Annotated in this window: 23 protein-coding genes and 1 tRNA gene; 16 read left to right on the forward strand and 8 right to left on the reverse strand. The window is 63.0% G+C overall.

Going from position 1 to position 25703, the window contains the following annotated elements; translation table 11 throughout:
• Window positions 1-9 precede the first annotated feature (9 nt).
• Window positions 10-555, reverse strand: a complete 546-nt coding sequence (locus tag AMS69_RS01835; RefSeq protein WP_053966393.1) for an NUDIX hydrolase — start codon at window positions 553-555, stop codon at window positions 10-12.
• A 94-nt stretch (window positions 556-649) separates the two neighbouring features.
• On the opposite strand from AMS69_RS01835, the gene AMS69_RS21015 reads away from it, so the two are divergent.
• Window positions 650-775, forward strand: a complete 126-nt coding sequence (locus AMS69_RS21015; protein ID WP_274377997.1) for a hypothetical protein — start codon at window positions 650-652, stop codon at window positions 773-775.
• Between the two features lie 13 nt (window positions 776-788).
• Here the strand turns inward: AMS69_RS21015 and AMS69_RS01840 are convergent, their stop codons facing one another.
• Together AMS69_RS01840 and trmY are read right to left on the reverse strand one after the other, a co-directional pair.
• Window positions 789-2951 (reverse strand): hypothetical protein, encoded by a 2163-nt coding sequence (locus AMS69_RS01840; RefSeq protein ID WP_053966394.1) that lies wholly within the window; start codon window positions 2949-2951, stop codon window positions 789-791.
• Between the two features lie 48 nt (window positions 2952-2999).
• Entirely contained in the window at window positions 3000-3596 is a 597-nt protein-coding gene (trmY, locus tag AMS69_RS01845; RefSeq protein WP_053966395.1) for a tRNA (pseudouridine(54)-N(1))-methyltransferase TrmY, read from the reverse strand.
• A gap of 161 nt (window positions 3597-3757) precedes the next feature.
• On the opposite strand from trmY, the gene AMS69_RS01850 reads away from it, so the two are divergent.
• The 3 genes from AMS69_RS01850 to AMS69_RS01860 all read left to right on the forward strand — a co-directional run bounded on the left by AMS69_RS01850 (window position 3758) and on the right by AMS69_RS01860 (window position 6572).
• Complete coding sequence (locus AMS69_RS01850) at window positions 3758-4222, forward strand: nucleoside deaminase (RefSeq protein ID WP_053966396.1); 465 nt, start codon at window positions 3758-3760, stop codon at window positions 4220-4222.
• Window positions 4223-4285: 63 nt separating this feature from the next.
• Window positions 4286-4702 (forward strand): CBS domain-containing protein, encoded by a 417-nt coding sequence (locus tag AMS69_RS01855; protein ID WP_053966397.1) that lies wholly within the window; start codon window positions 4286-4288, stop codon window positions 4700-4702.
• A gap of 349 nt (window positions 4703-5051) precedes the next feature.
• Window positions 5052-6572: a hypothetical protein gene (locus AMS69_RS01860; protein WP_053966398.1), complete on the forward strand. Its 1521-nt coding sequence runs from the start codon at window positions 5052-5054 to the stop codon at window positions 6570-6572.
• A 47-nt stretch (window positions 6573-6619) separates the two neighbouring features.
• Here the strand turns inward: AMS69_RS01860 and AMS69_RS01865 are convergent.
• Window positions 6620-6692 (reverse strand) — tRNA-Pro (locus AMS69_RS01865).
• Window positions 6693-6789: 97 nt separating this feature from the next.
• Between AMS69_RS01865 and AMS69_RS01870 the strand changes: the two genes are divergently transcribed.
• From AMS69_RS01870 to AMS69_RS01900, 7 genes are all read left to right on the forward strand, one after another.
• A complete protein-coding gene (locus AMS69_RS01870) occupies window positions 6790-7251 on the forward strand; it encodes an NUDIX domain-containing protein (protein WP_053966399.1) in 462 nt (153 codons plus the stop codon).
• Window positions 7252-7357: 106 nt separating this feature from the next.
• Window positions 7358-8530 carry an NAD-dependent epimerase/dehydratase family protein gene (locus AMS69_RS01875; RefSeq protein ID WP_053966400.1) on the forward strand — a complete coding sequence of 391 codons (1173 nt, stop codon included), beginning with the start codon at window positions 7358-7360 and terminating at the stop codon, window positions 8528-8530.
• A 2-nt stretch (window positions 8531-8532) separates the two neighbouring features.
• On the forward strand, window positions 8533-9465 hold the full coding sequence (locus tag AMS69_RS01880) for an NAD-dependent epimerase/dehydratase family protein (RefSeq protein ID WP_053966401.1): 933 nt from the start codon (window positions 8533-8535) through the stop codon (window positions 9463-9465).
• Window positions 9458-10453, forward strand: a complete 996-nt coding sequence (locus tag AMS69_RS01885; RefSeq protein WP_053966402.1) for an NAD-dependent epimerase/dehydratase family protein — start codon at window positions 9458-9460, stop codon at window positions 10451-10453. Before AMS69_RS01880 ends, AMS69_RS01885 begins: the two co-directional genes overlap by 8 nt.
• 48 nt (window positions 10454-10501) lie before the next feature.
• Window positions 10502-12835, forward strand: a complete 2334-nt coding sequence (locus AMS69_RS01890; RefSeq protein WP_053966403.1) for a carboxypeptidase-like regulatory domain-containing protein — start codon at window positions 10502-10504, stop codon at window positions 12833-12835.
• A gap of 68 nt (window positions 12836-12903) precedes the next feature.
• Window positions 12904-13377 carry a hypothetical protein gene (locus AMS69_RS01895; protein ID WP_053966404.1) on the forward strand — a complete coding sequence of 158 codons (474 nt, stop codon included), beginning with the start codon at window positions 12904-12906 and terminating at the stop codon, window positions 13375-13377.
• The gene (locus tag AMS69_RS01900; RefSeq protein ID WP_053966405.1) at window positions 13370-13864 is read left to right on the forward strand and encodes a hypothetical protein; all 495 of its coding nucleotides are present in this window, start codon (window positions 13370-13372) and stop codon (window positions 13862-13864) included. The genes AMS69_RS01895 and AMS69_RS01900 overlap by 8 nt, the downstream gene beginning before the upstream one ends.
• A gap of 5 nt (window positions 13865-13869) precedes the next feature.
• On the opposite strand, the gene aglM is transcribed toward AMS69_RS01900, so the two are convergent.
• A complete protein-coding gene (gene aglM, locus AMS69_RS01905) occupies window positions 13870-15177 on the reverse strand; it encodes a UDP-glucose 6-dehydrogenase AglM (protein ID WP_053966406.1) in 1308 nt (435 codons plus the stop codon).
• Window positions 15178-15265: 88 nt separating this feature from the next.
• On the opposite strand from aglM, the gene aglF reads away from it, so the two are divergent.
• The 4 genes from aglF (at window position 15266) to AMS69_RS01925 (ending at window position 19565) form a co-directional block, all read left to right on the forward strand.
• Window positions 15266-16021, forward strand: a complete 756-nt coding sequence (aglF, locus tag AMS69_RS01910) for a UTP--glucose-1-phosphate uridylyltransferase AglF (RefSeq protein WP_053966407.1) — start codon at window positions 15266-15268, stop codon at window positions 16019-16021.
• 356 nt (window positions 16022-16377) lie between these two features.
• Window positions 16378-17793: a sugar transferase gene (locus tag AMS69_RS01915; RefSeq protein WP_053966408.1), complete on the forward strand. Its 1416-nt coding sequence runs from the start codon at window positions 16378-16380 to the stop codon at window positions 17791-17793.
• A 235-nt stretch (window positions 17794-18028) separates the two neighbouring features.
• Entirely contained in the window at window positions 18029-19153 is a 1125-nt protein-coding gene (locus AMS69_RS01920) for a DUF4330 family protein (RefSeq protein WP_053966409.1), read from the forward strand.
• Window positions 19154-19172: 19 nt separating this feature from the next.
• The gene (locus tag AMS69_RS01925) at window positions 19173-19565 is read left to right on the forward strand and encodes a hypothetical protein (RefSeq protein ID WP_053966410.1); all 393 of its coding nucleotides are present in this window, start codon (window positions 19173-19175) and stop codon (window positions 19563-19565) included.
• A gap of 15 nt (window positions 19566-19580) precedes the next feature.
• Here AMS69_RS01925 and glmS read toward each other — a convergent pair whose 3' ends face one another.
• The 3 genes from glmS to AMS69_RS01940 form a co-directional block, all read right to left on the reverse strand.
• Window positions 19581-21371, reverse strand: a complete 1791-nt coding sequence (gene glmS / locus AMS69_RS01930) for a glutamine--fructose-6-phosphate transaminase (isomerizing) (RefSeq protein ID WP_053966411.1) — start codon at window positions 21369-21371, stop codon at window positions 19581-19583.
• Window positions 21371-22561, reverse strand: coding sequence for a bifunctional sugar-1-phosphate nucleotidylyltransferase/acetyltransferase (gene glmU, locus AMS69_RS01935; protein WP_053966412.1), 1191 nt, complete (start codon window positions 22559-22561; stop codon window positions 21371-21373). Before glmU ends, glmS begins: the two co-directional genes overlap by 1 nt.
• 153 nt (window positions 22562-22714) lie before the next feature.
• On the reverse strand, window positions 22715-23575 hold the full coding sequence (locus AMS69_RS01940; RefSeq protein ID WP_053966413.1) for a CheF family chemotaxis protein: 861 nt from the start codon (window positions 23573-23575) through the stop codon (window positions 22715-22717).
• Between the two features lie 165 nt (window positions 23576-23740).
• On the opposite strand from AMS69_RS01940, the gene acs reads away from it, so the two are divergent.
• Window positions 23741-25684, forward strand: a complete 1944-nt coding sequence (gene acs, locus AMS69_RS01945; protein WP_053966414.1) for an acetate--CoA ligase — start codon at window positions 23741-23743, stop codon at window positions 25682-25684.
• Window positions 25685-25703: the final 19 nt, after the last annotated feature.

Below are 25703 nucleotides of genomic sequence, written 5' to 3' on the forward strand. Positions count from 1 at the left end.
CACTACCGTTCAGCGCTCGAACAGGGCATAGTACATGATACCGACGGCGGATCGACTGTCACGGAGCGTGCCGTCGCGGACCGACTCGACCAGCGAGTCGAAGTCGGCAGTGTCGACCCGAATCGATTCGTTGTGGTCGAGGTTCTGGTCGGCCGTGGCCTCGCATCCGCGTGCGACGTAGTAGTGAAACACATAATCGGTGTTTCCATTAGCCGGTTCGCCCGTGTAGAGGTGGTCGAGCGACGCCGCTTCGTAGCCGGTTTCCTCGCGGAGTTCGCGGGCGGCGGCGACGCGTGGGTCGTCGTCTTCGTCTTCCATCGTCCCGGCCGGCAGGCCGCGATTGACTCGGTGGACCGGCTGTCGCCACTCCTCGATAACGACCACGTCACCATCGGCGGTGAACGGAAGCACGATGACGCTCTCGCCGTGCTGTACGTAATCGAACTCTCCCTCCGTGCCGTCGGGCAGGCGCACGTCCTCACGGATGACGTCGAATCCCGGACAGGCGTAGGCGGTCTCGGCATCAAGCGTCTCCCAGGTGAGTTCCTCGTCCATACCGGCAGTGTGGCCCCCACCGGCAAAGTCGGCAGGGGTCCACGAACATGCAGGCACCAGACCGATACGACGTGGTGTGGTACGTGTAGTTGGAATGAGGATATCGACTATCGTTCTCCTGCTCGGCGTCGTGTTGTTCGTCCTCCCGGTCCCCGGTACGTTTATCCCCGGAGGGCTGGTGCTCGTCGCGGGCGCGCTGGCGCGGTGGGTCGGTCTCTGAGAGCGGCAGTGGGCTACAGTTTGTCGGCGGCCTGGGCCTGCTCGACCCGCCGCTCGGCCTGTTCGAGGCGGTTCCGGGCCGCGTTCGACAGCGGGTCCGGGAGGGCGTCGCTGGCGTCGTCGATTCTGGTCGCGACGCGCTGGAGTCGGTCAGCGACGGCCTGGAGTTGCTTGTCGGCGTTCCCGCGGTCGCCGGCCTCGGCCCGTTCAGTCGCCCGCTCGGCGGCCTCGACGACTGCCGCCAGCGCCTGTTCGAGGCCCCGAATAGCGTTCACGGGGCCGCTGTCGTCGAGGATGTCGTCGGCGCCCTCGGTCTGTTCGGCGACCGTCTGCCGCGTCTCCTCGGCGATGTCGGCGAGGAACGACGCCAGTGAGGCCTTGCCGGTCCGTGGCTCCTCGATTCGGGCGGCGACGTCCGCGGCGGGGTCGGGGTTCACCCGGAACGCACCGATCTCGTCGTCACGGTCCCGGACCTCGGTCGTGTACGCGCCACCGCCGTGGACGTAGACGGCGTCGGGTTCCGACAGGGGGGCGTCGTACAGCCGGCCGGCGAAGTCGTCCTCGACGGCGAGGTCCGTGAGGTCACTGTCTGCCCCGGACGGGTCGACTTCGAGACGGGTGGCGTTTTCCCGTGCGACGAGCGGCACCTCGCCGTCGACGCCGGCCCGCGTCGGCCCCTCGCCGTCGCCGGCTTCCGGAACCGACACCGACTCGCTGTGTGGCGCGACGCCGGCCCCGTTGACGGTGAACTGGTGGTCGCCCGCGGGCACGTCCTGAATGACGGCCAGGCCCGCGAAGGTCGGGACGGCCTCGGGGTCGCTCTCAAGCAGTGCCACGGACTCGACGCTGGTGTCCTCGGTCGTCAGCCCCTCGTTTTCTGGTGCGTCGTCGTTCGAGACGGCTTCCGAGAGGCTGGCGACGAGGGTCCGTATCTCCGCCGGTGCACCGATGGCGTCGTAGCGCTCGGCCAGCGCCGCCCGGTGATTCGGCTCGGAGATGTCGGCGGCGGGGTTGTCGTACCGGGGTTGGTTCCAGGGCGCGCCGGTCGTCGTGATGTGGCCCGCGACGGCGTCCTCGGCGAACTGAGGCACGGCGAACTCGAAGCTCAGTTGTGGGCCGGTGAAATCGGCAATGTGTTCAAGCTCGCTGCTGGGCACGAGGTCGTACTCGATGTCGGGGTCGGCCTCGCCGCGGTCGGTGTGCTGGAAGACGAGCCCGGTTTCCCGGGTCGGCAGATCCGTTGGCGGTGCCGAGAGGCTGTCGAACGAGCGGAGCGTCAGCCGCTCGGGAACGAGGTCTTCGCGGCTGACCGACGGGAGCCGCTCGTGTTCGTACAGCGGCGCGCCCTCGTACTCCGGGACGAGATAGGGGAGCCGCGAGCCCTCGTCGCGCGGGAGCCCGTAGGCGACGGGGATTTCCGCGAGGTCCTCGATGGTCTCGACGGCGCTGTTCGTGATGTCCGCGAACCGGTCACCCTCCGGCAGCCGGGTGAACCGGTCGCGGGCGTCGTTGACCGACAGCGCGCTGGAGTGTGAGCCCAGTTCCGAGAGGATGCGCGGCACCATCTCCGGGTCTGGGTCCAGAAACTCGTTGTTGGGCACCTTCCGGGAGTGGGAGCTGGCGACGTACAGCTGCGGGTCGCCCGACTCCGTGTCGACGAACACGTGCAGGACCTCCCAGTCGTGCCAGTGGAAGTTCGTCGTGAACTGGTCGAACGCCGAGTAGAACCAGAACTGGACGACGGCCAGCGGCGACTGCTCGTACTCGACGACGTGGGAGAACACCGTCGGGTCCGGCGGCTCGCCGTCGGTCATCCGGTCGTGGTACCCGTCGAAGGCGTCGAACCCGTCGACGACGGTCTCGCCGTCCTGCTCGCTGGTGTAGGGCCGCGGGTCCGTCGGGAACCACGGTTCCGCCCGATCGAAGTACAGCGTCGGCGCGAACCGCCGGGCGAGTTCCGCGGCACGTTCGCCCTCGACTGTCGAGGCCGCGTCGTCGCTTTCGCTTTCGAGCGCCGAACAGCCGGCGACGGACGCGAGACCGATCCCGGCGACGGTCTGCAGAACCGCACGACGGGACAGATTTTCCCGGTCGGTCATCGGTCCCCCGTCGTTTCGATGCGTCGTCGGACAGGCCGCCACGTCGCTGTCTCCGACCCCAAAAATTCCATACACCATTCAGCGAACCGCGGATAAAAACCCTTCTGGCAGTCTCCCGATGTCCCGTCAGTACTGCTGGAACCCCGCCGTGTCCAGATAGTTGTGCGCGACCGTGATCGAGTGGTCAGCGTGGAGCGGGTTCGGCCCGAGCGAAACGCGCTCGTCCGCACGGTCGGCCAGCAGCGCCGCTTCGTCGTCCCGGAAGTCGTGATGGTCCGAGAGGACGAACACCGGGTCAGACGGTGGGGCAACGTCGACGATTGGGTCGCCGTCCTCGTGGAGTTGGACGACGCTTCCGCGGCGGGCCACGTCGTCGAGCGTCCCCTCGAACCCCCGTCGCGTGAGCGACACGCCCGGCGAGGTCTCGACCGGGACGTGCCCGATAGCCTCCTCCCGTTCCTCCAGAGCCTTGCGTATCAGCGCCGCCGTGGAGCGCTCGTCCGGGTTCAGCCGGCGGAGGTCGCTCCCGTCGAACGTGACGGTGTACGCATCTGATAGCGTCAGGTGGACGCGCACGTCCTCGCGGATGGCGTGGCTCAGGAAGAACGCGCTGGTGACACACCGACAGAGCACGTCGAGTCGGCCGGCCCCACCGGCCAAGTCGTCGAGCGAGAACTCCGGCGTCGTCGGGGCGTCGTGGCCGATGATGACGAACTGGCGCATACGGGTGCGAAGCCGGTCAGAAACTTACGTGCATCGACCGCGAACCCGGCTGCGCTCGGTCGCGCTAACGAGGAGCCAGATACCGAGTGTGTCCACCGTTGCGGTCACGGCGGCGGTGTCCTCCGCCGTGTCTATTTCCCACTGCGGGTCGAAACGCCGTCATGCCCGTGTCAGCGTTCGACGAGTTCGACCACGAAACGCATATGCAACGCGCGTTCGAGCTGGCTCGGACCGCTGTCGACCGCGGCGACCGGCCGTTCGGGTCTGTGCTCGTTCGTGACGACGAGATCGTCATGGAGGCGTCGAACCGCGTCCTCACTGAATCGGATGTGCGACGCCATCCGGAACTCCAACTGGCGCACCGAGCAATGCGCGAGTGTGACCCGGACGGGCGCGCGGAGATGGTGATGTACACGAGCACCGAGCCGTGCCCGATGTGCGCCGGCGGACTCCGGTACGCCGGCCTCGGCAGGGTCGTGTACAGCGTCAGCAGTGAGGAGATGAGCCGTTTCAGCGGCCACGAGGAGTCAGTCCGCTCCGGCGAGATTCTCGCCGGCGTCACCGAGGTCGTTGGACCGATATGTCAGGAGGAGGGACTGGCGATTCACGAGGACTTTGACTGGTAAGGCCGAGTCAGCACTGATTGCGGGAGTCAAATGACTTATTATATGTGTTTGCCAATAAATGGTATGAAATCACTTGACACACCAGTCGGGCAGGTGATGACGAAGCCGGTAAAAACCGTCGACCGCGAGCTTTCCGTCCGAGACGTTTCGAAGCTCCTTGCGTCAGAGGCGGTCGGTTCTGTCGTCGTCGAAACGGAGTACGGGGAGGGCATCCTCACAAAAACAGACATCATTGCTGGCCTCCGCGATGGGATTGACCCGGATACGACGCCGGTCGGTGATCTGATGACAACTCCCGTCAAGACCATCGAAGCCGGTGCCCCGCTAGAGGAGGCAATCGATACGATGGTCGAGCAGAGCATCAAGCGACTCGTGATCGACGGACAGACCGACTGCGTCGGTATCCTCACGACCACAGACGTGATGCAGGAGCTGTCGCCCGACCTAGACCGCGTCGTCGAGATGTTCGCCGAAGGGTGACGGTCACAGGTCGAGAGGCTGTAGCAGTCGGTTAGACATCTAGCGCGTAGCGGTCGCAATGACTGAACCCATGTGAGACTGACGACTGACAGGCAACGTCTGTGTCCAGTGTGGCGAGCCGTCCCGCGAGAGACGGCGTCTCCTGAGCATGGCCAATCGCTGTCCGACGTGTTTCGAAGCCGCACTGTCCGGCGGTCCCACAGAGTGCTGTACGTAACGTCAGTGAGAAGGGCCACAGTCTGCGCCATTGACGCGGCGGGCGAGTATCGACGGAGCCAGATACCGGAAACGCTACAAACATTGTCTAAGCGTCCAGAAAGGGTTTATCAGGAGCGACGAATCGCTGCTTATGCGCAGACGTGCCCTCCTCGCGTCGGTCCCGGGAGCGCTGGCCGGACTCGCCGGCTGTTCGTTCGGCACTCTTGACTCAGGCGAGACTGCCGACGTAACGCCCGCTCCGCGCCCGACGCAGTCAGCGACCGATGCGAACGACAGCGGGACAGCGACGCCGACGGACGCCGAGGACCCGCCGCGACCGGACGACCCGACGACCGTCATCGAATTGGTAACCGGGCCGCGAACCTACGCCCTCAGCTCACCGGGACTCTACACTGACGACGGGGCGCGAGTCGGACTCTGGTTCGATCAGACGGCGACCGATGACCATCCGGCCACGCTTCGCGGCTGGCTCCAGAACGGCAACGAGTTCGAGAACACGTTCAGGATTGAGTGGCTTCCGGGCGTTGGACAGACACACAGCCGCCAGCCAGGCAGCTACAGCCACGAAGCCCGCCTCCATTTCGCGCCCACGGACAACAACGAACTTGCCGACGAAGTGCCCTCACTCGGCCGAACAGACGAGGGATACTGGCGCGTCGACGACGTCGGGCCATGGATGCCTGACACCCACCGACTGGCCCCCGGAGAATGGGTCCAGCTGGAGTACGCCCTTGTCGGCGAACCGGGGCAGTTCGAGCGGCCGACCGGGACCTACGAATTCCGCGGTCGGGACGGGCCACTCTCGGTCTCCGTCTGGGATACCCAAAGTCCCGGCCCGGAAACAGAGTCCCGGTTCACTGGCCGCTCGCTCCCGCCGTTTCCCGACGACGACCGTGTCCAGTGGTTCCACGAAGCAGATAAGACGACCCCAGCCTTCGTTCGACCTAGTACTGAGCGGGCGGAACTGGATGCACAGGTCGGCTTCGTGATGGTTAACAACAGCCACGAGCGACTGCAATGTGGCCACTGGGACCTCTACAAACTGGTCGACGGCGAGTGGTTCCACATCGCGCCAACAGTCCACACCGCGGACTGTCGCCTCCTGTCACCGGGCAGTCAGGAACAGTGGGGGCTCCGGGCATTCAACGGACAGGCAGTCGGGTGCAGCACCGGCGACTGCCACTGTGACGGTCTCACGCAAGCATACCTCGGCGGCGGCGAGTACGCCGTCGTCGCCGGCTACGGGCACGCGAGGGCCAACAGCGGTGCGCTAGTCGAATTGGCCGGCGACCGCGCTACCGTGACGCCAACCGACGGCGTGTCGACGGCGCGCGACGGCGACACTGTCACCGTGACGACTGGCCGTCACGGCGATGGGGCGCGTTCTGCCGACGCGACATTCTCGCTGACTCGCACCGATAGCGCGGGCGAGCAGGTGCTCGCCGAACAGGTGATGGCGAGCGGTCGGTTTGCCACGTCCGACGGCGGACTTCGCAACGCCCTCCCGTTCCTAACAGACGATGTGTCCCGGGTCGTTGTCGATACCGACGAGCGGGCCGTCGACGGCGTACTCGGATACGATTCCAACAGTCGACGGTTCCAGTTCCGCGGACAGGCGTACGAAGCGACTCGAGGCCGGGCCGACAGCTGATACTCGTGTGGCGGCCTCTTTGCTTCTCAGTACCGTAGTTGAAAAAGTGGGCCGGCGCGAATTCGAATCGCGGTTACGGCCACCCGAAGGCCGAAGGATACCAGGCTACCCCACCGGCCCGTGCGATAGCAGTCGAATAGAAGACAGGGTCGGTTTTAACGGTTGCGAAACAGTGAGAGGCGGAGCGGTTTCCCGTAGTCCTGTCGAAGCCCCGTGCATGAGGGTCCACGACGAGTTCATCCCGCAGGAGACGTTCGCTACCTGTCTCGACAACATGCCACAGCCCTGCGTCGACCTCGTGGTCGAGTACGAGGGAGGTATCCTGCTGACGCGCCGGCAGAAGGAACCGGCGAAAGGCGAGTGGTTCTGGCCGGGCAGTCGCCTGTACAAGGGCGAGCGGCTCGACGACGCGGCACATCGAATCGCGCGCGAGGAACTGGGACTCAACCTCGTGACGGTCGAGCAACTCGGCATCAGCGAGCACTTCTGGGAGACGTCGGCCGTCGACGGCGTCGACACCCGCCACACGATTCCCGTCGTCTACCGGGTCGAACCCGAGGGCGACCAGTCCGTCACGCTGGACGAGCAACACGACGCGACCCAGGTCGTCACGGCCCCGCCCGAGGGGGCGAACCGCTACGTCACGGAGTACTTCGAGCGGTTCGACATCGGCGAGTAGCGGGCCGCGAGCGCTCTGTCCTCGATTCGAGTACCGTCCGAGAGAACGGCAAGCGATTGAACAGAAGATTGATTACGCGTCGCAGTTACTCACTATTTGAGTAACTATGACCATCCTCATCACTGGCGGCGACGGCTACGTCGGGTGGCCGGCCGCGCTGCGCATCGCAGACCGAACGGACGACCGCGTCCTCCTCGTCGACAACTTCGCCCGCCGGGAGTGGGTCGAAGACGTTGGCGCGACGAGTGCGACACCGGTCGCAAGCATCGACGAGCGCCTCGACGCGGCCCGCGAGGTCCACGGCCTGACGAACCTCTCGTTCGTCGAGGGCGACCTCGCCGAGAAGTCCTTCGTCGACGAACTGCTGGCGGTCCACGAGCCGGACGTGGTCGTCCACACCGCCGCCCAGCCGTCCGCGCCGTACTCCCAGATCAACGGCGAGCGGGCGAACTACACCCAGCACAACAACCTTCAGGCGACCCGGAATCTCCTGTGGGGCCTCGAAGAGCACGCCCTCACAGACACCCACTTCGTTGAGACGACGACGACGGGCGTCTACGGTGCGCCAGAGTTCCCGATTCCCGAGGGCGGCGCGACGATGGAGAACCAGGGCGAGCGCGACGACGTGCCGTTCCCCAACATGGGCGGGAGCTGGTACCACGCGACGAAGGGCTTCGACGCACAGAACATGCGGCTGGCCCACACCCAGTTCGACATCCCGATTTCGGACGTGCGGACGGCCATCGTCTACGGAACCGAGACCGAGGAGACCCGCGCTGACGACCGGCTCAAGACGCGCTTCGACTTCGACTACTACTTCGGAACGGTTACCCACCGCTTCTGTGCGCAGGCGGTCGCGGGCTACCCGGTCACGGTATACGGCAAAGGCGAGCAGCGCAAGCCGTTCATTTCGCTGGAAGACGCCGTCGAGGGGCTAGCCGAAGTCGCGCTGACTGATCCCGACGACCGACCAGAGGGGCTGACGGTGTACAATCAGGTCACGCGCGCAATCAGCATCGTCGAGATCGCCGAAACCATCGCTGACGTGGGCAGCGAGTACGACCTCGACGTTGCCGTCGAACACTTCGAGAACCCCCGCGACGAAGACGAGACTCACAAGATGGAGATCGAAAACGACCGCTACGCCGACCTCATCGGCGGCCAGTCACAGTCCTTCGAGGACGGCGTCGACGACATCTTCGAGACGCTGACCCGTTACGCCGACACCATCGAGGCACACGAGGACCGGTTCCTGCCGGGCGTCCTGAGCGAGGACTAACGATGGACGTGCTGGTCACCGGGGCCTGTGGCTACATCGGCAGCGCGCTGGTCCCGCTGCTCCGGGCGGACGACCGCGTGGACGATGTCGTCGTCTTCGACGACCTTTCTTCAGGGTCGCCGCGCGCGCTGCTCGGGACGCTCGGGGACGGCCTCGAATTCCGCCGCGGCGACGTCCGCGAGTACGGCGACGTGGAAAGCGCCATGCGCGGCGTTGACCGTGTCATCCACCTCGCAGCCATCACCGGCGCGTCGAGCACCCACGACCGCCGCGAGGAGACGTTCGCTATCAACTACGACGGGACGGAGAACGTCCTGACGGCGGCGGGCAAACTCGGCGTCGACCACGTGGTCTTTGCCTCCTCGTGTAACGTCTACGGTCGCGCGACCAGCACCGACATCGACGAGACGGTCGACCCGGACCCCATCAACCCCTACGCGGAGACGAAACTGCAGTCCGAGACGCTGCTCCGGGAGTACTGCGAGGAGTTCGACATGACCGGGACCGCCCTCCGGATGGCCACGAACTTCGGCCACTCGCCGGGCATCCGGTTCAACCTCGTCGTGAACTACTTCGTGTTCCGCGCGCTCACCAACCGCCCGCTCACCGTCTACGGCGACGGCTCGAACTGGCGGCCGTTCATCCACGTCCAGGACGCCGCCCGCGCCTACGCCGAAGCGGTGTGCGATCCCGAATCCTGGGACGAACCGGTGTACAACGTCGGATCGATGGAGTCGAACTACCAGATCTCGGACATCGCCGATCTTGTCGCAGAGGAGGTTGCCCCGGTCGACGTGACCTATCTCGAAGACGAACATCCCGGCCCGTCGTATCACGTCAACTTCGACCGACTGAGCGGGACCGGCTTCGAACCATCGTGGACGCTTCGGGAGGGCGTCCGCGACCTCGCGGAGAAATTTACGACCAATGTCTGATTCAGAACCCACGAGCGAACCGCCCCACGTCGCCGTCACCGGCGCTGCGGGCTACATCGGCAGTCGCGTCATCTACGAGCTACAGCAGACCCACCCCAACTGGGAGATCACCGCTATCGACAACTTCTATCTCGGTACCGTGCAGTCCGTCGGCGATGTCGATATCGAACACGTCGACATCCGGAACCGGGACCGTCTGGAGGCGGCGCTAGACGGGGCCGACGTCGTGATGCACCTCGCTGCGATCTCCGGTGTCGACGACTGCGAGGAGAAACAAGACCTAGCGTATGAGGTGAACGTTCAGGGAACGGACAACGTTGCCTGGTTCTGCCGCAAGACTGGTGCAGCGCTGATTTTCCCGTTCTCGATGGCTGTTATCGGCGACCCACAGGAGTTCCCCATTACGATCGATCATCCACGGGACCCGCTGAACTGGTACGGGCGGACGAAACTGCTCAACGAGCGCGATATCGAGACGTACGCCGACGGGGCGTTCCCCGCCCACCAGTTCATGATATCGAACCTCTACGGGAGCCACGAGATAGACGGTCAGACCGTCTCGAAGGGGACTGTCATCAACTTCTTCGTGAACCGCGCGCTCGCCGGCGAGACGCTGACAGTTTACGAGCCGGGAACACAGTCCCGGAACTTCATCCACGTCAAGGACGTAGCCCGGGCCTACGTCGATAGCTGCGAACGGCTGCTAGAGCAACTGGACCGCGGCGAGACCGGCGTCGAGAAATATGAGATCGCGAGTGACGAAGACCCGGGCGTCCATACTGTCGCCGAACTCGTCAGTGACATCGCCGCCTCGGTCGCTGACATCGATGCCGACGTGGAACTGGTCGAGAACCCGCGGGGCGACGACGAAACGCTCGTCGATTCGTTCCCGGTCGACACTGACCGAACGGCTGACGTGCTGGGCTGGACCCCGGAACACGACGTAGAGTCAGCGATCCGGACGGCACTGGAATCGACGACCACGTAGACATCGAGTCCCGATGGATTTATTCGCCAGACCGGAAAGAGAAGAGACATGAGCGACACGCCCGGGGCGGGAGCGGTACTCGATGACCGGCCCGAGCTACGAGATGCGACAGAAGCCGTTCTGGCCGTCGACGACGAACAAGACGGCTGGACGTTCGACGATATCCCAATCGATTCGGGCCAGTTCGGCGAACTCGTCTCCACGGGCATCGTCGAGAAAGACGGCGAGCAGTATCGAGTCGCCGACCCAGACGCTGTGCGGGCCGCGCTCGACGGCGAGCCTGAGACCGGTGGCGACAGCGGACGCGAGATGGCGCTCGGTGACGCACTGCGTTTTGATTTCGACGCGCGAGCAACCGGATTGCTCATCGCCGCCCTATCGGTCGTACTCGTCGCCCGAACCTACGTCATCGGGTCGATATATCGCGGCGACGACATCGTTCTCTCGAGTAACGACCCCTATTACTACAGATACCACGTCGAACAGGTCGCGGCAAACGCCGGCAGCGCGGCCGATTTCGGGGCGCTCTCCGTGCTTCCGGACGCAGTGACAAAGGGAGAGCCGCTTATGATCGCGACACTCTGGTGGGTTTCCAGCCTCTTTGGCGGGAGCAACGAAATTATCGGCCACGTTCTCGCCTGGTATCCGGTCGTGTCAGCACTCGTCACGAGCGTCCTGCTCTATCTGCTCGCAGTTCGGGTATCCAGCGACCGGCGTGTCGGCCTCGCATCGGTGCTGTTCCTCGCGTTTATTCCGGGCCACGCCTTCCGGACCAGCCTCGGGTTCGCGGATCACCACGCCTTCGACTATCCCTGGCTGGCACTCACCGCCCTTGCACTCGTAGTCGCGCTAACGACGGCCACGAATCGAACGTCGCTTCGTCGACCACAGCCGTGGATTGCCGCGGTCGGCATCGGTGTCGGTACTGCCGGCCAGGTGCTCGCGTGGGAGGCCGGGCCGTTGCTCGTCCTCCCGGTCAGTCTGGTGGTGCTGGGACAGACACTGCTGGATGTCTCGAACGACCGGTCGGCACTGGTCAGCAACGCGCCGGTCCTTGCCGGCGTTAGCCTCGGTGCGATACTCGCCTGGAGTGTGCATACTGTCACCGGCTGGCAAACTGCGCTCGTCACTAGCGCGCCAGCACTACTGACACTGGGTACTGTCGTCGTCATTGCGACGGCGGAAGTAGCCCGGCGCTTCGGTGGTACTGTCGAACAACTGGCTGTGGTCGATCTCGGACTTGGTGTCGTTGGCCTCCTCGTCTTCCGCTTTGGCTTCGCCGAGCAGTGGGACACGTTCAATAGCCGGCTCGACTTGTTATTTCGATCCGACGCAATCGCCGAGACGTACGGACTGTTCAGCGCGGACGCATTTGGCTTCCTGTTTCTGCTCGGTCTGACGCTGTTCCTGGCGCTGCCGGCAATGGTGTGGGGACTTGACCTCGCGTGGAGCGACCAGAGCGGCTGGCTCGTCGCCAGTAGCTACGTCTGGGTGCTGTTCGCTCTCGCGGTGATTCAGGTCCGTTTCGTCGGCGAACTGGCCACGTTTCTCGCGCTGTTCGCCGGCCTTGCGTTCGTCTGGGTCGCCTCGTGGGTCGAACTCGCCCGTCCAGTACTCACGACCGGTGACAGGGACTTGCGAGACGTACTCGTTCCGGACAGCCGCGCGGTTGCGTCGCTGTTCGTGCTGTTCCTGTTGTTCGGATCCCTCGGGATAGTGCAGGTCCCGGTGAAGACGAGTCAGGTACTTGTCGAGGACGGGACGTACGACGCGGCGACTGCAATCGAAGCTGACGCCGCCGAGCGGGGATTCGAATACCCGGAAAACTACGTCCTCAGCCGCTGGGGACAGAGCCGCGTGTACAACTACTTCGTCAACGGCGAGTCACGGAGCTTCAGTTACGCCCGCCAGAAGTACGGGCCATTCGTCGCAGAAACAGACCCTGATGCGGCCCTCAGTCGGATTTCCAACCGAGTCGGGTACATTGTAACGACGGAAGCCGATATCGAGGAACCGACCACGATGTACGCTCGGCTACACCAGCACTTCGGAAGCCGCAACGGAGATGTGGACGGACTGGCACACTACCGCCCGCTCTTCACAAGCGAAGACGGAAGCCATAGAGCGTTCGCGGTTGTTCCCGGTGGGGAGATCAAGGGGACTGCGGCCCCGAATTCGACCGTCTCGGTCGTAACGACGCTCGCTGTCTCAGGCAGGGAGGTCGACTACGAGCGCCAGACAACGGCCAATCGGAACGGTGACTTCACTGTTACCGTCGCAAACCCCGGGACGTACACCGTGACGACCGACGGCGGAAACAAAACGACTGTCGAAGTCACGGAGCAGATGGTGTACAGCGGCGGTAATGTCACTGTCGAGTGATTTTGGAGACAGGCACGCTGTAGGTCTGAAGCGAAACGACCATTGTACCCACCGAGAGAACAGAGGGTGTGCGCGTCTGGGTTCGTGCCGTCATCGTGGTTGTGCTGTGTGTGACACTCGGAGGACTGTTCGTCCACGCAGAGATAACAGAAGACGAATTGTCACCGTATCCAGATGCTGCGGACCTTTCGACCGGGTACGAGTCGTACGTCGGACAGCAGCTCATGGTGTTTGGAACAGTGACAGAGACTGGCGACGGCGGGATTGATATCCGAGTCGAGAGCGACGGGACGGCAATTACACTCAGGGTCACTGAGACGAACACAGCCGTCGAATCCGGTGGCGTCGTCCAGGTGTACGGGACGCTCGAACCGGAGCAGACGATAGCGGCTGAACGCGTCGAAGTCGTCAACAGCAGCCGGTGGGCCGAATTCTACAAGTACGGTGCCTCGGCTATCGGTGCCTTCGGATTCCTGCTGCTGTTCTTCCGGTACTGGCGTATCGATCGAGACACGTGGACACTGGAGGCCCGCGATGGCTGACCTGCTGACGCACCTGCTCGCTCCGTACATCCTTCTCACGGTTACGAGTTGGCGCGTCGACTGGCTCGACCAGCGCTGGGTCGTCGTTGGGATGGGCGGGGCGGCGATTCCGGATACAATAAAAGTCGGACTCGTGGTGAACGAGGAGACGGTCGAAGCACTTCTCGGCGTTCCGTTCACCTACAGGCCTCTCTCGACGCTCGGCGGAGTGCTGCTACTGTCCGGCATCATCGCCGTCGCGTTCGAGCGTCAGCACTGGCGACGGGTGTTCGGCCTCGTGACATTCGGCGGCCTCACCTCGCTCCTGCTCGATGGGATGCGGGTGTACGCCGACGGTCGGGCCAGCGCCTGGCTGTATCCGTTTACGAACTGGCGGCCGCCGACACCGAGCCTGTACGTGTCTTCGGATCCGACGGTACTCGTGGTGGCGTTACTCGTTGCCGGGACGGTAGCTCTACTCGACAGACGAATACGAGCGCGTCGCTAGCCGCGCTACCAAGTCAACCCTTCGTAGGTGAGACCGTCGCGTCGCTCGATGATGCGTCGGCCGTCGACGACGACAGGGTTAGCCATATCGTCGAATTCAGCATCGAGCGCCGCAAACTCGTCCCAGTCAGTGACAACGACAGCGCCGGATGCCCCCGCGAGAGCGTTCGCCGCGGAGTCGGCGTACTCGATGTCAGGGTAGCGCTCGCGCATGTTCTCGGTCGCGACTGGGTCGTAGGCGACGATGTCTGCGCCACGCTCCTGCAGTCCCTCGATGACCGGTACCGCTCGCGTGTTCCGGATGTCGTCCGTTCCGGGCTTGAATGCCAGTCCGAGGACGGCGATTCGCTTCCCGGACACGTCGACGTGGTCATCGAGGAGGGAAAGGAGGCGCTCTGGCTGGGTGTCGTTCAGCTCAACGGCCGCAGAGAGAACTGCGGGGTCGTAGCCCCGCTCCCGCGCCGCGGCGATGATAGCGTCCGTGTCCTTCGGGAAGCAACTGCCGCCCCAGCCGACGCCGCTCCGGAGAAATTGCTCGCCGATTCGGTCGTCGAGTCCGATAGCGTCGGCTACCTCGTAGGCGTCGACGCCGAACTCCTTGCAGATGTTCCCGATGTCGTTGATGAGGCTGACTTTCGTCGCCAAAAACGTGTTGTTGGCGTACTTTATCATCTCGGCCTCGGCGATACCGGTTTCGACGACCGGGGTGTCGCCGTCAGCGGCCTCGCGCAGCGGTTCATAGAGATCGTGGAGAAGGTCCGTTGCGCGGTCATCGTCCGTCCCGAAGACGAGTTTGTCAGGGTTCAGGAAGTCCGCGACGGCCGTTCCCTCGCGCTGGAACTCGGGATTGGACGCGACGAGGAAATCCGTTCCACGTTCGAGACCGGCGTCGGCAATACGGGCTGCAAGCCGGTTCTCGGTCGTGTTCGGGACGACAGTCGACTTCGTGACGACGAGATGCGGGCCCTCTGTCGCGTTCTCAGCGCCGGCCAGCGCCTCACCGATGGATGCCGCACCGGCTTCCATGAACTGGAGGTCGATGCTCCCGTCGTCGTTCGATGGCGTCGGGAGCGCTAGCATCGTCAGCTCAGTATCGAGAATCTCGGCGTAGTCGGTACTTGCCCGAAGGCGACCGCCGCCATGTTCAGCGACGAGTTCGTCGAGACCGGGCTCGTGTATCGGCGACTCGCCGTCGTTTACCGCGTCGACGATATCCTCATCGATGTCTATCGTTACGACTTCGTGCCCGAGATCTGCAAGACACGCCGCGACCGTCGTCCCGACGTATCCGCTCCCGACAATACTGACGTTCATCAGGCACCAGTAGTCAAGGAGCGGATATTATAATTCGGGTCTTATAATTCGACAAGAGTTTTATCGGACGGCCAACGAATTGAGAGACATGAAAGCTGTCGTACTCGCCGCTGGTGAGGGGACCCGTCTCCGCCCGCTGACCGAAGACAAGCCAAAGGGAATGGTAGAGGTCGCGGGGAAGCCGATTCTGACGCACTGCTTCGAGCAGTTGATCGAACTGGGCGCTGACGAACTGCTGGTAGTTGTCGGCTACAAGAAGCAGGCCATCATTAATCACTACGAGGACGAGTTCGATGGCATCCCGATCACCTACACCCACCAGCGCGAGCAGAGCGGCCTCGCTCACGCGCTCCTGACCGTTGAGGAGCACGTCGACGACGACTTCATGTTGATGCTCGGCGACAACATCTTCGACGCAAACCTCCAAGACGTCGTCAACCGCCAAGCGGAGGAACGTGCCGACGCCGCCTTCCTCGTCGAGGAAGTGCCCTGGGAGGAGGCCGGTCGCTACGGCGTCTGTGACACCAACAAGTACGGCGAGATCACCGAGGTCGTCGAGAAACCGGAAGAGCCGCCGTCGAATCTGGTGATGACCGGGTTCTACACCTTCACGCCGGCCATCTTCCACGCCTGTCATCTGGTGCAACCCTCTAATCGCGGCGAGTACGAGATCAGTGATGCGATTGACCTCCTGTTGCACTCCGGGCGAACGATCGACGCGATCCGCATGGACGGCTGGCGAAACGATATCGGTTATCCCGAGGACCGCGACCAGGCCGAAAAACGGCTACAGGGCGAGGTTGACCCGGAGATGGCCGCCGAAAACATCGCCGCAAGCGAGTGAGCGACGAAACCGTATCATCCCGCCAGTAACCAGTGTGACAGTACGGTCAGGTATGTCTCACAGTCGGACTGGATTTCAATCGAAAGGCTGGACCACCACCGTGCGACCATCTTTCACGGACAGCGTTAAACGGGGCGGGTATAACGAACGCTGGCTCGGCGTTGCGAGAGTCGACACGACCGGGGCGAGGCGGTCGCTGTGGGTACATCGCCTCACGAACGCCGCTTGTGTAGCACTCGCTCTCAGTAACACAACGGCCGTTCAGGGTTGTCGTGCTGCGTGGCCACACGCGGTCAGTTCAGTATTTGAGTCCCGGGACGCAGGACTTATCCCGGAACTCGGCAATCACAGTGATAATGGATAGTGGCTGGCGGTACCGGGTCACAAGTGTAGCCGGCGTTGTCGTGCTGACAGCGGTCGCCGTTGCACTTGTTAACAACGCTACCATCCAATCGATAGCGACAACCCTCCCGGTACTCAGTCGGCTCCCGACCGATCCCCCAACGGGGCCGGAGTTCACAATCGAGGTCTTGGTCACGATCGCCGTCGTCGTCAGTGTGTTCCTCCCACTGTACAAGCCCCGCCCGCGAAGAATTCTCGACGCGATAGCACTGGCCCAAAAGCGGGTGCTCGTGGCGGCTCTCGTTCTGGCGACGATCGGCTACTTCGACTATTCCTACAAGCTGCCGCGTTTGACTGTCGTGTTAGTGACTCCGTTATTACTGGTCGCACTGCCGGCGTGGTTTGTGTGGATTCGGAAGCGGCCGTCGTCAAACGGCGAGCGGACCATCGTCGTCGGCGACGATCTCCGTGTGATAGAGGAAGTGGCGAGCGAGGTTGACGGGACGCTGCTGGGCTATCTCTGTCCGACGAGTGTGATGACGACAATCGAACGGACCGAAGCCGTCGCCGACGGCGGCACCAACCCGAGTGGGTTGGAACGATTGGGTGGCCTCTCGCGAATCGAGGACGTACTCGTCGAGTATGATGTCGATTCAGTCGTACTGGCGTTTGAACACGCCGACCGAGCTGAGTTCTTCGGCGCCCTCGACGCGTGTTACGAGTACGGTCTCGACGCGAAAGTCCACCGCGACCATGCAGACTCTGTGTTGACCGCCAGCGGTGGAGTCGGGACCCTGGTCGACGTAGAGATCGAACCCTGGGACATACAGGACTACATTCTCAAGCGCGCGTTCGATATCGCGTTTGCATCGGCCGGGTTGATCGCGCTATCACCGGTGATTATCGGGATTGGAGTCGGAATAAAGCTAGAAGACGGCGGCTCGATACTGTACCGGCAGGACCGGACAGCCGTGTTCGGCGAAACCTTCTCCATCTATAAGTTCCGCTCGATGATCGAGAACGCGGAAGACGAAACCGGCGCGAAGATCAGTGACGAAGATGCGGGTGAAGTCGACCCACGCGTAACATCAGTTGGGCGAGTACTTCGACAGACGCACCTTGATGAGATTCCACAGCTCTGGTCGATACTACGGGGTGATATGAGCGTTGTCGGGCCACGGCCCGAACGACCGGAGCTTGACTCGGATATCCAGACCGGAGTCGTTGACTGGCAGAAGCGTTGGTTCGTCAAGCCGGGCCTAACCGGGCCCGCCCAGGTCAATCACGTGACTGGAAAAGAGCCGGGCGAAAAGCTGCGGTACGACCTGGAGTACGTTCGCGACCAGTCGTTTAGCTACGATATGAAACTCGTTTCGAGACAGATCTGGAGTGTTGTTATCGATATACTGTTCGCGTACAGAGACCCGTAGAACCGTTCACACGGCGCAGACTTCTTCAGCGAGCAATGGACGACAGTCCCGGAGGCGTTGGTGCCAGAACTCACTCAGTCCGGTCATGGGTGGGACCAGTTACAAGAAGCACAGCAGTTCGTGAGAAATGCACTGGGGTCAATGAGGGGCTGCGTACGAAATGATGAGCAGGAATCTGTTGTAAGGTCTGGAGACCAAGCGAAAAGGCCATACACTGGCCGGGAAATGCCCCTGTATGAAGTCGATGAAAGAGCCATTCGGTATCATCGACGACGAGGGGAATCTGTTTGGCGTTGTCAATATTATTGATGCCCTCGTCGTCGTGTTTGTTCTCGCTGCAGTTGTCGCTGGAGCCGGCCTGGTACTGGCAGACGATAGCGATTCGAGTTCAGCCCCGACGACCGAGACAACCAATGTAACACTGGATCTCGGTACCCAACCTGAATATATTACTTCTCAAATATCGGCCGGTGACAGCTACAGCCCGTCGAAGAATTCGGACGTAACGATTACCGACGTGTATTTCACCCCACAAGATGGATCAACACGGGCGGTAGTTCGAGCCGAATTGTCGGGACCGGCTTCGGGAGAAACTATCCAGTACAGCGGCGCACCGCCACGATACGGCCGCCAGCTCGAGATTCTGACTGAGACGTACTCCACAAAGGGGACGATTCGTGACGTTGGTGGTGGCTCCGAACTGACCACGACTGAGACAGAGGTAGTAGTCAGAGCGGATCTGTCAGAAACCGACGCTAGGCGTCTCAGCCCCGGGCAACCGATCCGTGTGCAAGGACGAGAAGTGGCCACTATCGAATCGGTAACGGCATACGGGACCGACAATCCCGATACGAAGACCGTCTTCCTCGGATTAACACTCCAGAGCGCGACCTACGGCGAACAGCAGGCGTTCGGCGAGACGACAATCCGGCCGGGAGTAAGCCTCTCACTCCCGACGGAAGCGGGCCTTGTTAAGGGTAAAATCACGCGAGTCGGTGCGACAACGCAACGTGGCCAGCCCGCCACTCGCGATGTCAAGCTACAGTTGTCTAACGTGTCACCGTTACTCGCGAACAGCATCTCTCCAGGGATGACAGAGTCGTTCGGTGGTGAAACAATCGCGCGGATTTCGGCTGTCCAGCGCCAGAATGCGACAATCATCACCAGGGGACAGAATGGCGAGATATACGAGCGGACACATCCGATAAATCAAGACGTCACCGTCACCGCAAACCTCTCTGTTCGAGAGACCGACACCGGCGTCACATTCAAAGGCCAGACACTCCAGCAGGGGCGCGTCGTGACACTGGATCTAGACACTATAACAGTCAAAGCGACCGTGATCTCAGGCCATCGATAAGAAGCACAGAGATGTCACAATGGTGAAACAGCGTCTCCAGTCGGCTGTCGAGAACTCAACGCTCAAGTCGGTTTCCGAGGAGTTCATACGGGGTTTCGAGCGCTCGACGCTCGGCAAGACCTGGATTCAGGTCCTCGAGATAACGAGAGCATCCAGACTCTATCGCTGGCTCACGACAGAACCGGAGTCGACAACTATCGTCATCGATCTACGTAAAACGCACACTTTCGGCCCAGTACTCGCTGTTCTCGACGCTGCCACGCCTCAAGTTACACGCTTCTGGGAAACGTCCCGTCTCGCCGCGGTGGCACGGGCTATCGAAAACGCCTTCTCTGGTTCGAAAGCAGTCAGGCTGATGGCAAAGATCTTCGAACCGCCGGAACCACCAGCAAACGGCGACCAGCGCGAGTAGCCAGCTACGCCATTCTCATTCGACCGTCACGCTTTTTGCCAGGTTGCGCGGCTTGTCGATGTTCCGCCCCAGCAACGCGGCCGTGTGATACGACACTAGCTGCAGGTGCGTGTTCGCCAGCACAGCGGCGGCCCGCGGGTGGGTCTCCGGAATGTGGAGCACGTGGTCGGCGTATCGTTCAACGTCGCTCTGTCCGTCGGTAATCGCGACCACCGGTGCGTCGCGGGCTTCGACCTCTTTGACGTTACCGATGGTCTTGCGGGCGCGCTCGTCGTCGCCGGTCACGATAGCGAACACCGGCGTGTTCTCGGTCACCAGCGCCAGCGGGCCGTGTTTTAGCTCACCCGCGGCGAAGCCCTCAGCGTGCTTGTAGGTGATCTCTTTCATTTTCAGTGCGCCTTCGAGCGCGACGGGGTTCTGGTATCCACGGCCGATGAAGAAGTACGCGCTGGCGTCCTGATACAACTCAGCGACTTCCTGGGCAGCAGATTCGTCGAGGACCTCCTGAACGTGACCGGGGAGGTCACGGAGCGCGCTGATGACCTGCCTGGCGTCGCCGGTCGAGGAGGTCCCGAGCGCGAGCAGGTTCAGCGCAGCCAGTTGCGAGGCGAAGGTCTTGGTGGCGGCGACGCCGATTTCCGGGCCAGCGCGGATGTACAGCGCGTGATCGCACTCGCGGGCCGCAGTGGAGCCGACGACGTTGGTCACAGCCAGCGTGCGCGCGCCCCGACGGCGGGCCGCCCGAAGTGCCGAAAGGGTATCGGCGGTTTCACCGCTCTGGGTGACGCCGACGACGAGCGCGTCACCGATAGGTGGGGTCGCAGTCGCGTACTCGCTGGCGAGGAACGCCTGTGCGGGGATGCCCGCTTCGCGGAACAGTTGCGCGCCGTGCAGGGCGGCGTGATACGAGGTCCCGCAGGCGACGAACTGGACGCCGGTCGGGGAGAGGTCGCCGAGGTCGCCGATGTCGACCGTGCCGGCGAGTTCGTCGACCCGGCCCCGCAAGCACTGCCGGAGCGCGCGCGGTTGCTCGTGAATCTCCTTGAGCATGAAGTGGTCGTAGCCGCTCTTGCCGGTCTCTTCGGGGTCCCACTGAACGGTGTCGACGTCCTTCTCGATGACGGTGCCGTCGGTGTCGGTGACGGTCCAGCCGTCGTCGTTGAGCCGAGCGAACTCGCCGTCAGCGAGGTAGACGACCTTGTCGGTGAAATCGCGGAAGGCGGGCACGTCACTCGCCAGGTAGGTCGCGTCCTCGCCGATGCCCAGGACGAGCGGCGAGTCGTTTCGAGCGGCAAACACCGAGTCACAGCCGGCGACGACGACGGCGATTGCGAAGCTGCCGTCGAGTCGGCCGATGGCTTCGCGAACCGCGTCTTCGGGGTCCGCACCGCTGCTCAGCGCGTCCTCGATGAGATGGGGAACCACCTCGGTGTCAGTGTCGGACGTGAACGTGTGGCCGGCCCCGACGAGTTCGTCCCGCAGGGACTGGTAGTTCTCGATGATGCCGTTGTGGACGACGGCGACGTCGCCGGTGCAGTCCTGATGCGGATGGGCGTTCTCGTCGGTCGGCGGCCCGTGCGTGCTCCAGCGGGTGTGGCCGATGCCGACCGACCCCGAGAGCGTCCGATCGGACAACGCTTCGCGCAGGTCGGCTATCTTCCCGGAGTGTTTGCAGAGGTCGATGTGATCGTTCGCCAGGGCGACGCCCGCGGAGTCGTACCCGCGATACTCCAGCTTCGAGAGGCCGTGAACGAGCGTGTCGAGCGTTTCGTCGCCGCGGCCGACACAGCCGATAATCCCGCACATCAGCGGACCACCTCCGCGTCTTCGCGGACAGTTCCATCGACTGTGACGCCGGTGGCGAGCCGAGCGTTGGGGCCCACAAGCGACCCGGGGACGAAACTCACGTCACCGAGTGCGACGGCACGGTCGGCGATAACAGCGCCCAGCCGCTGGTCCTCGAACACCGCTGTACCGACCTGAACGTCGGCCGGGCCGCCGGGGACAACCGTGTTGACGCCGAGATTCACGTCCTGGCCAGTGACGGTGTCGACGAGAGTCGAGCTCGGGTCGACACGCGTGTCTGCGTCGAGGACGGTGTGCTGGATGACGCTGTTGGCCCCGATAGTGACGTTGCGTCCGAGCGCGACATTCGGACCGATGACAGCGTCCGGACCGATCTCACAGTCGGGGCCAATAACGGCCGGCGACTGGAGAGTCGCCTCGTCGTGGACACGTGCGGAGTTGTCGACCCAGACCTGTTCGTCTCGGGCCGATTCGACGACCCGGCCCCGAGCCAGCACCTCGCGGGCGACGGTCAACAGGTCCCATGGGTATGTCGCGTCGACCCACATCCCGTCGACCTCGACCGCGCGGACACGGTCAGATTCCAGCAGGAGTTCGATTGTATCGGTCAGTGCCAGTTCGCCGGCGTGGCGCGTCGTTTCGTCGATCGCTTCGAAAATGTCACCGTCGAAGGCGTACACGCCGCCGTTGATGAGCCTGAACTCGTCGTGTTGTGGCTTTTCGACGATATCGACGATATCGCCGTCCTGTACCTCGACAGCACCGTACCGACTGGTGTCCTGTCGTTCAACCACAGCGATGCTCGTGTGCTCAGTCTCTGCATAGGAGGAGTCTACCGCCTCGATAGTGGCCGCGTCGACGAGACGGTCACCGTTCATCACCAGAACCGGGCCGTCGACAACGCTTCGTGCCTGGAGGAGTGCGTGCCCGCTGCCCAGCTGTTTTGTCTGGCTCACGTAAGAAATCGGAACGCCACGGTACGTCGGACCGAAGTGGTCCTGCACGCGGTCGCGCTTGTAGCCGACGACGACGACCAGTTTCTCGATGCCTGCCTCGACCAGCGCGTCGAAGACGTGTTCGAGAATCGGCCGGTTTGCGGCCGGTAACATTGGTTTTGGCCGGTTTCGCGTCAACGGCCGGAGGCGAGTTCCCTCACCCGCAGCGAGGACCACAGCCGTATCGATGTGCATACCTGTTGCAGACGGAGGAGGGGCTTCAATATGGCGGCCTTACCGAGATTCGTCGGTGTCTACTCGCCACGCATGTCCAGATTATGGTGTGAAAATCAAACGCAGCAGGCGACCGGGGCATCCAACCATATCAACTCAGTCCAGAGCCGCGGACTACTGCTCGCCCATCCGCTCACCGGCGACTCGACGCCCCTTCGTCGTCAGGTTCACTTCAGTCCGTTCCCGGAGTACGCTTATTACATCGAGTTCGATCAGACGGTCGAAGATTTCCTCGGTTTTGTCGACATCGATACCGACGAAATTGGGGATGTCGAACGGCGATACGCCGGAGTGTAGTGCCATGATGACCCGTTTCTCCGTCGAACTCAGGTCCAAATCAGCTTGGTTCTGTTCGGCGCTCTCTTCGAGCATCGTCCGGAGGACAGTGGCGTGAAACTCCTCACCCGCGAGGTGTGTTTCGACGCTGATGTCGTCCTCGCTGTGCTCGACCTGAATGACCGTCCGCTCCTCGCCGCTGACCTGCTTCTCTTCGACAGCGAGATCACCGATGTCGGCGCGGTCGACGACGACGGCCTGCCCATCGGCCATCGCGAGCTTTAGCGCCTCGTCGCCGACTTTTATCCGGCCTTTCGTCCACTCGGCGGACTGGACGACGCCGCCTTTGAGCGCGGGGTGCTGGACCAGCACGATTGCGCCGTCGAGACTCGCCCGGTAGAAGTCAGTCTCGAACGCCTCGTGGTCCGATGCCGACACGAGGATGACATCCTCGCCGACGTAGAGCGCAACGTAATCGGAGACGCCAGCGCTCTGCTGGTTCACGTCGAACCGGTCGGCGATACGGTCGATGTCGGTCAGCGAGATCTGTCGCTTGTCGTCGCCCAGCAGGGCGACTCGCTCGGTGGTGAGGACGATGCGACAGTTTCGCCACTCGGCGTCGGTGAGACGCTGGCCCTGTGAGACCGCCTGAAGGAACTGTCCCTTTGTATCGGCGATCTTCTTTTCGGTGTCGCTCATACCCCGTACCGGCCTCTCGTACCTCCGTTGTCCGCAGGACTCAATATAACTTCCGTCGCCAGTGTCGAAACTGAGAACGGCCGGCTGCACTGGCGGGTCGCTCACAGCAGAGTTGTACACAATTAGATAGGATATTTTTTGCGTGCGGCGGTGTACTGTCAACTGATGACTCGGGGCGACGAACCGGATCGGGGCCAGTCCCAACCGGGGCGAGAGACAGTCGAACCACCGGACTGGTTCGTCGAACAGGCGAACGTGACAGACCCAGCTATCTACGACCGCTTCGAGCGGGAGTGGCCCGATTGCTGGCGCGAGGCCGCTGAGTTGCTCGACTGGGAGGAGCCGTTCGAGACAGTACTCCGTGGAACGGACGGCCCCCCGTTCGAATGGTTCCCCGGTGGCCGATTAAACGCCGCCTACAACTGCCTCGACCGGCACCTCCCCGAGCGGAAGAACCAGCTCGCGCTGGTCTGGGAGGGCCACCTCGGCGAGTCCCGCACCTACACCTACCTCGAACTGTACCGGGAAGTCAACGCCTTCGCCGCAGCACTGCGCGACCACGGCGTCAGCCCCGACGACGTGGTGACGCTGTACCTGCCGATGGTGCCCGAACTTCCGGTCGCGATGCTGGCCTGTGCGCGCCTTGGCGTGCCACATAACGTCGTCTTCGCCGGGTTCTCCGCGGACGCACTGGCGACGCGGATGGAGCGGGCCGAGTCAGAGTACCTCATCACCTGCGACGGCTACTACCGTCGCGGGAGCGCCGTCGCACAAAAGAACAAGGCCGATAACGCGCGAATCGCCGTCGACCACGACGTGTCGGTCGTGGTGCTTGACCGACTGGGCCGTGACGTGCATTTAGGCGAGGACTACGACGACTATCACGATCTGCTGGCGGCACACGAGGGAGCCGAAGTCGAGCCCGTCTCACGAGCGGCGGACGACCCGCTCTTTCGTATCTACACGTCGGGGACGACCGGCCAGCCGAAAGCCGTCACGCACACGACCGGCGGATATCTCGCACACGTCGCCTGGACCGCCCGGTCAGTGCTTGACATCAAGCCCGAGGACACCTACTGGTGTTCGGCCGACATCGGCTGGATCACCGGCCACTCCTACATCGTCTACGGGCCGCTCGCACTCGGGACGACAACAGTGCTGTACAACGGCACAGCGGATCACCCGAAGAAAGACCAGCTGTGGGAACTCATCGAAAAGTACGCCGTCGACGTGTTCTACACCGCACCGACGGCCGTTCGGGCGTTCATGAAGTGGGGCGAGGAGTACCCCGCCAAGCACGACCTCTCCAGCCTGCGGCTGCTGGGCACCGTCGGCGAACCGATGGACGCGAGCGCCTGGAAGTGGTATCGCAAACACATCGGCAGCGGCGAGTGCCCGATTGTCGACACCTGGTGGCAGACCGAGACCGGCGCGGTGCTCGTGTCGACGCTGCCCGGCGTCGACGAAATGAAACCCGGAGCCGCTGGACGGCCGCTGCCGGGAATCGAAGCGTCCGTCGTCGACCGTTCAGGTGCGGCGGCCGATCCTCATTCGGCCGATGAACTCGTCGTGACGCGCCCCTGGCCGGGAATGCCGCGCGCGCTGCTCGACGGAACGGACTGGGGCAGTGTCCCAGACAGCGCCGAGGAGTGGCAGTACTACCCCGAAGACAGCGTCTCGGTCGACGATGACGGCTACATCACGTTCCTCGGCCGGATTGACGACGCGATTAACGTCGCCGGCCGGCGGTTCAGCACCAAGGAACTTGAGTCGACGGTCGCCGGCGTCACCGGCGTCGCAGAAGCCGCCGTCGTTGGTGCCGACGACGAGACGACCGGAACGGCAGTGTACGCGTTCGCTTCCCCGGAGGACGGTTACGCCGAGAGTGAACTCCGGGCAGCCATCGAAGACGCTATCGTCAACGCTATCGGCGGTATCGCTCGGCCCAAAGAGATTGTGTTCACACCCGACCTCCCCAAGACACGCTCGGGCAAAGTTATGCGCCGCCTGCTGACCGCAGTGGCGAACGACGAGGAACTGGGCGATACCAGCGCGCTTCGTAACCCCGAAATCCTCGGCGAAATCCAGTCGACGACAAGACGGAAGTAAACTATTTCGTCTTATTCTA

This window comes from Haloarcula rubripromontorii (assembly GCF_001280425.1).
Classification (GTDB): Archaea; Halobacteriota; Halobacteria; order Halobacteriales; family Haloarculaceae; genus Haloarcula; species Haloarcula rubripromontorii.

Excerpts from the sequence above, each read along its gene's own strand:
- AMS69_RS01835 (WP_053966393.1), bottom strand. The coding sequence starts at position 555 with ATGGACGAGGAACTCACCTGGGAGACGCTTGATGCCGAGACCGCCTAC.
- AMS69_RS21015 (WP_274377997.1), top strand. The coding sequence starts at position 650 with ATGAGGATATCGACTATCGTTCTCCTGCTCGGCGTCGTGTTGTTCGTC.
- AMS69_RS01840 (WP_053966394.1), bottom strand. The coding sequence starts at position 2,951 with ATGGTGTATGGAATTTTTGGGGTCGGAGACAGCGACGTGGCGGCCTGT.
- trmY (WP_053966395.1), bottom strand. The coding sequence starts at position 3,596 with ATGCGCCAGTTCGTCATCATCGGCCACGACGCCCCGACGACGCCGGAG.
- AMS69_RS01850 (WP_053966396.1), top strand. The coding sequence starts at position 3,758 with ATGCCCGTGTCAGCGTTCGACGAGTTCGACCACGAAACGCATATGCAA.
- AMS69_RS01855 (WP_053966397.1), top strand. The coding sequence starts at position 4,286 with ATGAAATCACTTGACACACCAGTCGGGCAGGTGATGACGAAGCCGGTA.
- AMS69_RS01860 (WP_053966398.1), top strand. The coding sequence starts at position 5,052 with ATGCGCAGACGTGCCCTCCTCGCGTCGGTCCCGGGAGCGCTGGCCGGA.
- AMS69_RS01870 (WP_053966399.1), top strand. The coding sequence starts at position 6,790 with ATGAGGGTCCACGACGAGTTCATCCCGCAGGAGACGTTCGCTACCTGT.
- AMS69_RS01875 (WP_053966400.1), top strand. The coding sequence starts at position 7,358 with ATGACCATCCTCATCACTGGCGGCGACGGCTACGTCGGGTGGCCGGCC.
- AMS69_RS01880 (WP_053966401.1), top strand. The coding sequence starts at position 8,533 with ATGGACGTGCTGGTCACCGGGGCCTGTGGCTACATCGGCAGCGCGCTG.
- AMS69_RS01885 (WP_053966402.1), top strand. The coding sequence starts at position 9,458 with ATGTCTGATTCAGAACCCACGAGCGAACCGCCCCACGTCGCCGTCACC.
- AMS69_RS01890 (WP_053966403.1), top strand. The coding sequence starts at position 10,502 with ATGAGCGACACGCCCGGGGCGGGAGCGGTACTCGATGACCGGCCCGAG.
- AMS69_RS01900 (WP_053966405.1), top strand. The coding sequence starts at position 13,370 with ATGGCTGACCTGCTGACGCACCTGCTCGCTCCGTACATCCTTCTCACG.
- aglM (WP_053966406.1), bottom strand. The coding sequence starts at position 15,177 with ATGAACGTCAGTATTGTCGGGAGCGGATACGTCGGGACGACGGTCGCG.
- aglF (WP_053966407.1), top strand. The coding sequence starts at position 15,266 with ATGAAAGCTGTCGTACTCGCCGCTGGTGAGGGGACCCGTCTCCGCCCG.
- AMS69_RS01915 (WP_053966408.1), top strand. The coding sequence starts at position 16,378 with ATGGATAGTGGCTGGCGGTACCGGGTCACAAGTGTAGCCGGCGTTGTC.
- AMS69_RS01920 (WP_053966409.1), top strand. The coding sequence starts at position 18,029 with ATGAAGTCGATGAAAGAGCCATTCGGTATCATCGACGACGAGGGGAAT.
- AMS69_RS01925 (WP_053966410.1), top strand. The coding sequence starts at position 19,173 with ATGGTGAAACAGCGTCTCCAGTCGGCTGTCGAGAACTCAACGCTCAAG.
- glmS (WP_053966411.1), bottom strand. The coding sequence starts at position 21,371 with ATGTGCGGGATTATCGGCTGTGTCGGCCGCGGCGACGAAACGCTCGAC.
- glmU (WP_053966412.1), bottom strand. The coding sequence starts at position 22,561 with ATGCACATCGATACGGCTGTGGTCCTCGCTGCGGGTGAGGGAACTCGC.
- AMS69_RS01940 (WP_053966413.1), bottom strand. The coding sequence starts at position 23,575 with ATGAGCGACACCGAAAAGAAGATCGCCGATACAAAGGGACAGTTCCTT.
- acs (WP_053966414.1), top strand. The coding sequence starts at position 23,741 with ATGACTCGGGGCGACGAACCGGATCGGGGCCAGTCCCAACCGGGGCGA.